Here is a 6,294-nt window from a genome sequence, read left to right on the forward strand (position 1 = left end):
GGAGGGAGTATGCAGAAAAAACTGCTCGTATGGTTATTGCCAGTTTTGTTTGGATGGCAGGTGGTCGATAGTACAGAAATACCATTTGAACTCACAGCGCAAGAAGAATACGAATTGACTCATACTATCTATGATCAGTATTTTCAAACTATCCCTCAAAACCCAAATGTTTTTCAAACTGAGAATCTTTATTCGGATGAAGAACTGACTATAGCAGGTGGACAATTACAGCCGAACCAACGTTTTTCTATTACGGATGTTCTAGTCAATAGCAAAAAAGAATTGGTTTTCCAAATAGATGACAAGGGTTACATTCTTGCAAGTAGGCATCTACTATTTGATGATGTAATTGTTACAGAAACTACTGTTGAGCAAACTTATTGGACAAAAAAAGGTTTCACATTGTTAACCTCACCAATTGCTAACGAAGCTACGGAAATAAAAAATGATTTACAACCCTATCAAGCTGTTATGGTTTCTAAAATCGTAACAACTTCCCTAGGTGATTTTGCCTATGTTACAGATAAAGGTTGGATTGCAGTAAATAATCTTTCTAAAACGGATAATAGAGTAGAAGCCGTTCAAGAGTTGTTGACTAACAAATATTCCAAAGATACTATTGGTATATATGTGAAACAATTGTCAACAGGTCAAACTGCAGGTGTAAATCAAGAGAAACTATTCTATTCTGCCAGCATTGCTAAACTACCAATTCTTTATTACGTTCAAGAGCAACTGAATGCTGGGTATATTGATTTGACTACTAAAGTGAAATATACAGCCGAATCTATATCCTTCCCAGGAGCTTATGTTGCTGGAGGAAGTGGTTCACTGTCAAAAACTCCTGACAACAAAGATTATTCAGTGGAAGAATTGATCAATAAGACTGCTAAAGAGTCAGATAATGTAGCTAGTAATTTACTTTCTTATTATGTAGCTAATAAATTCGATTCCAATTTTTATCAAGTAATAACTGCTAAAACAGGTAGTGAGTGGAGTATGGTTACACGTGAAACTTCAGCTGAGATCGCAGGGAAAATGATGGAAGCTTTATATATTCAAAATGGCTATGTGCTAGAAAGTTTGTTATCTACTCAATTTGATAATCAACGTATTTCGAAAGACATCTCAGTTCCAGTTGCTCATAAAATTGGCGATGCAGATGATGTCAAACACGATGTAGCGATTGTTTACGCAGGGTCTCCTTTTGTTTTATCTATTTTTACAGATAAATCAAATTATGATGAGATTACACAAATTGCAAATGATATTTACGGGATTTTAAAGTAAATGAAAGATAGATTTTTAAAAGTGACACAGGATGGTCACTTTTTTGATAAACATAAGAAAGTACTAGTAGCCGTATCCGGTGGGGTAGATTCTATGAACCTATTCCATCTTTTATACGAATGCAAACAAGTGTTAGGGATTGAACTTGGAATTGCCCATATTAATCATGGACAGAGGGAAGAATCTGTCATTGAGGAAAAATATCTTAAACAGTTAGCAGAAGAAAGTAATGTTCCCTTTTATCTGTCCCATTTTGAAGGTGATTTTTCAGAAGAAGCGGCACGAAAATGGCGTTATGGATTTTTTGCTACAATCATGGAGAAGGAAGGCTACACTGCACTAGTGACAGCCCACCATGCAGATGATCAAGCAGAAACTGTCTTTATGCGATTGATTAGAGGAGGGCGTTTGCGTCACTTATCAGCAATTCAACCGACTCAGCCTTTTGCAACAGGAGAACTTATTCGACCACTTTTATCTTTTAAAAAGGCAGATTTTGATAAGCTATTTCATTTTGAAGATTGCAGTAATGCAGATTTCAAATATTTTCGAAATAGAGTCAGAAATGACTATTTACCAAAGTTAAAACAGGAAAATCCTAAAATCGAACTTGCTCTCAATAATCTTGCAGTTGATACAAATAATCTATTTCAAGCGCTAAGAGATTTGACACAGGATTTATCCGTTACAGATGTGATGAGTTTTCAACAACAGACACCTGCAGTACAAAGTTATCTATTAGAGGAATATTTGGAAAAATTTCCTGATTTACAGCTCTCTCGTCCACAATTTAATGAAGTATTACACATCTTGCGTTCAAAAGCTAACTACTATCATTTATTGAAAAATGATTACATGTTAGAGAAGGATTATCATCGTTTTCAAATTTATAAAATAGGACCAGAGACGGATAGTCAACCAGAAAAAATCATGATAAAATCAGAGGGTATTTTTTCTTACGGTTCATATATTTTTTCTCTCAATCTTCCTTTGGAAGAAGCGGATAGTATTTTATATTTTCCTACAGAAAATCCAATTGTAGTGAGGAGAAGGCAGGCTGGGGATACCATTTTAATAAACGGAGTAAATAAAAAACTGCGCCGTTGGTTTATTGATAATAAAATCTCACAGAAAGTTCGACAAAATGCGCTTATTATCGAGCAGAATGGAGAAATTTATGGAATTACGAATCTTGTTAGCAGTGATTTGAGTAAATCAGTAAAAAATGATATAATCAAAGCTACCTTATATATAAAAATGAAAGAGTAGAACAACTATGTTGGACAAAGATATTAAGAAAATTCTTGTTTCAGAAGAAGAAATCGTTGCAAAATGCAAAGAACTCGGTCAAATTCTAGCAACAGACTATGCAGATAAGAATCCTATTCTTGTAGGAATTTTAAAAGGTTCTATCCCATTTATGGCAGAATTAATGAAACATATTGATGCCCATGTAGAAACGGATTATATGGTTGTTTCTAGCTACCATGGCGGAACGGAGAGTAGCGGTACCGTTAAGATTATCAAGGATTTGGACAATAGTGTTGCAGGTCGACATATCATCTTCGTAGAGGATATTATTGACACTGGTCGCACATTAAAAGAATTGAAAGAACTCTTTGCTTTGCGTCAGGCAGCTTCTATTAAAATTGCCACTCTTCTTGATAAACCAGAAGGTCGTGTTGTTGAAATCGAGCCAGACTACACTTGCTTTACTATTCCAAATGAATTTGTAGTTGGATTTGGCTTAGATTATGATGAAAATTATCGTAATCTTCCTTATGTTGGTGTACTCAAAGAGGAAGTTTACACAAAATAGAAAAAGGTTTCCTACTATATTATGAACAATCAACCAAATAAAGGATTTATAAAAAATCCTTTTCTCATTATTCTCGTTATTGCCACTATTGTTACAGCCTTTCAATTTTTTAACGCTGGTCAGCAAGTAGCAACTCAAGAAATCAGTTATTCACAAGTAGTGACTGAATTGAAAAATAATAATGTATCTGAAATTACTTATCAACCAAATTCAAGTGTTATTGAAATTACTGGTAAGTACAAAACAGAACAGGAAGCTAAAGATGAGTTAGCTTCATCTATTAAGTTATTCCAAGTTTCTAGCAAAGTTAAGTATAAAAACTTTAAGTCACTAATTTTACCGTCAGAAACGAATTTGTCAGAGCTACAAGCTCTTGCAAATGAAAATGGAGTAAAGGTTACTATTAAACCTGAAAGTTCAAATGGACTTTGGTTAAATATCATCTTTAATTTGTTACCGCTTGTTATCGTTGGTGTATTCTTCATGATGATGATGAACCAGGGCGGTGGCGGAGCTCGAGGAGCAATGAACTTTGGACGAAACAAAGCAAAAGCTCTTGAGCAAAGTAATATCAAAGTTCGTTTCTCAGATGTCGCGGGTGCAGAGGAAGAAAAACAAGAATTAGTTGAAGTTGTTGAATTTTTGAAGGATCCAAAACGCTTTACTAAACTTGGAGCACGTATTCCAGCAGGTGTGCTACTAGAGGGTCCTCCAGGAACAGGTAAAACCTTGCTTGCCAAAGCAGTAGCGGGTGAAGCGGGTGTGCCATTCTTCTCCATTTCTGGTTCAGATTTTGTTGAAATGTTTGTTGGTGTCGGTGCCAGCCGTGTTCGTTCATTATTTGAAGATGCAAAAAAAGCAGCACCAGCCATTATTTTTATCGATGAAATCGATGCTGTCGGTCGCCAACGTGGTGTCGGCATGGGTGGCGGTAACGATGAACGTGAACAAACCCTCAACCAACTCTTAATTGAAATGGATGGTTTTGAAGGGAACGAAGGGATCATTGTCATTGCCGCAACCAACCGTAGTGATGTTTTAGATCCTGCCCTTCTTCGTCCAGGTCGTTTTGACCGTAAAGTATTGGTTGGTCGTCCGGATGTTAAAGGACGTGAAGCAATCCTTAAAGTTCATGCGAAGAATAAACCACTAGCAGCAGATGTAGATTTGAAATTAGTAGCACAACAAACACCAGGATTTGTTGGTGCAGATTTAGAGAATGTTCTTAACGAAGCAGCCCTTGTAGCAGCACGTCGAAACAAGACTGTCATTGATGCTTCAGATATTGACGAAGCAGAAGATCGTGTTATTGCAGGGCCATCTAAGAAAGACCGTCAAGTTTCAGCCAAAGAACGCGAAATCGTTGCCTACCATGAAGCAGGTCATACAATTGTTGGTCTCGTACTATCAAATGCACGTGAAGTTCACAAAGTAACAATTGTTCCCCGCGGTCGCGCAGGTGGATACATGATTGCCCTCCCTAAAGAAGATCAAATGCTTCTATCTAAAGAAGATATGAAGGAGCAATTGGCTGGTCTTATGGGTGGTCGTGTTGCAGAAGAAATTATTTTCAATACCCAAACAACCGGTGCCTCAAATGACTTTGAACAAGCTACACAGATGGCGCGTGCTATGGTTGCAGAATATGGTATGAGTGAAAAAATGGGACCAATGCAGTATGAAGGCAGTCATGCAATGTTTGGTGGACAAACAACTCAAAAACATATTTCTGAGCAAACTGCATATGAGTTAGATAATGAAGTAAGAGATTTGCTAAATGAGGCTCGAAATAAAGCTGCAGATATTATTCAATCAAACCGTGATACACACAAACTGATTGCAGAAGCACTTCTCAAATATGAAACTCTTGATAGTGTTCAAATTAAATCTCTGTATGAAACAGGCAAAATGCCAGAGAATATTGAACACGATGACGAAGATGTTCATCCCCTTTCTTATGAAGAAGTAAAAGAGAAAATTAATACGAAAGAGTAGCATAAAAATAGTCTGGGCAAGACATTCCATAACGGATCTGCCCTCACTCTTAACCACTAAAATAACCACCAAGCCTTCGCTAAGTACATAATTTTGGCGAAGGCTTTTTTACAGGCTACACATCAGAAACAGGGTATTTACAAGAAAAACGAATCAATAGTTATTTATTTCAATCTTAGAACTATACCAAATAACTCCCTTCTGAAGCAGAATGCAATGTTTGCCATAGAGTATCAATAGCAAATGTACTTTAAAAAAGAAAAATCAAATAAAGTATGCTAGACAAAAATGTCCTGTAGAAAGACAGCACTTTTCGATAAACTTAAACCATCAACAAAAGGAGATTAAGAAATGGAATTCGAAAAAGTGTACGCAAGCGTCAAAGGTATTGTAAACAAGGCTCGAAAAGAGTTTTACATTAAACTATGGGATCGAGATGATTGGGAACAAGAAGGAATGATGACCTTATTTGAATTGTTGGAAGATCAACCGTGGCTAGTTGATGAACAAGTTCAATTATATTGTTATTTCAAAGTCAAGTTCAGAAATCGAATCAAGGATCGTATCCGCAAACAGGAAAGTCAAAAACGCAAGTTTGACCGTATGCCACATGAAGATATTCACGAATTATCTCACGCAATACAATCACCGGGATTGATAAACGATGAACTATTAATGTTGAGAGGTGCCTTGAGAGATTATCGAAAAAATCTGAGCAATGATCAGCTTGATAAATACGAAAAATTAATTAGCGGACAATGTTTTAATGGTCGCCGTGAAATGATACGTGATCTACAAATTCATTTGAAAGACTTTCGCTAAAGCTAGTCGCTAACATTATGTTAATCAAATCAAGAAATTGGGCAGAAGCATCATAAAAAGTTCTGTTCAGTTTCTTTTTATCTAGGTTATAGCAAAGAGAAGAAGGAATAGGAGAGGAGTGACTAAATGTGATACTCAGCCAATAGTAACTTAAGTGCCTGATTGACTGATTTAGCGGTATTATTTGGAATTAACCTTATGCTTTAGTATCTACATAGAACTTCCAGTGTAAAAAATATCAAAAAACCGGTTGACAATGTGTATAAGTCGTGATAGAATAATTGAGTTGTCTCTTGAGGGACTAGTCAGTAGCGGAATGAAAAAAAGTTTCGAAAAAGTGTTGACAAGTTCAGTAGAAGATGATAGAA

General features: G+C 36.2%; 5 protein-coding genes. All 5 read left to right on the forward strand.

The genetic code is table 11. From position 1 onward, the window contains the following. Nucleotides 1-9 precede the first annotated feature (9 nt). The 5 genes from ODU41_RS09140 (at nucleotide 10) to ODU41_RS09160 (ending at nucleotide 5,926) form a co-directional block, all read left to right on the forward strand. Nucleotides 10-1,290 carry a serine hydrolase gene (locus tag ODU41_RS09140; protein WP_044668891.1) on the forward strand — a complete coding sequence of 427 codons (1,281 nt, stop codon included), beginning with the start codon at nucleotides 10-12 and terminating at the stop codon, nucleotides 1,288-1,290. Then, nucleotides 1,291-2,559, forward strand: a complete 1,269-nt coding sequence (gene tilS / locus ODU41_RS09145; protein WP_141590819.1) for a tRNA lysidine(34) synthetase TilS — start codon at nucleotides 1,291-1,293, stop codon at nucleotides 2,557-2,559. Between the two features lie 7 nt (nucleotides 2,560-2,566). After that, on the forward strand, nucleotides 2,567-3,109 hold the full coding sequence (gene hpt / locus ODU41_RS09150) for a hypoxanthine phosphoribosyltransferase (RefSeq protein WP_014735203.1): 543 nt from the start codon (nucleotides 2,567-2,569) through the stop codon (nucleotides 3,107-3,109). A gap of 21 nt (nucleotides 3,110-3,130) precedes the next feature. Further along, entirely contained in the window at nucleotides 3,131-5,104 is a 1,974-nt protein-coding gene (ftsH, locus tag ODU41_RS09155) for an ATP-dependent zinc metalloprotease FtsH (RefSeq protein ID WP_074391317.1), read from the forward strand. Between the two features lie 351 nt (nucleotides 5,105-5,455). Then, the gene (locus ODU41_RS09160; protein ID WP_024393242.1) at nucleotides 5,456-5,926 is read left to right on the forward strand and encodes a sigma-70 family RNA polymerase sigma factor; all 471 of its coding nucleotides are present in this window, start codon (nucleotides 5,456-5,458) and stop codon (nucleotides 5,924-5,926) included. Nucleotides 5,927-6,294 lie beyond the last annotated feature (368 nt).

Source organism: Streptococcus sp. 2022WUSS083 (genome assembly GCF_044427155.1).
Lineage (GTDB): Bacteria > Bacillota > Bacilli > Lactobacillales > Streptococcaceae > Streptococcus > Streptococcus hashimotonensis.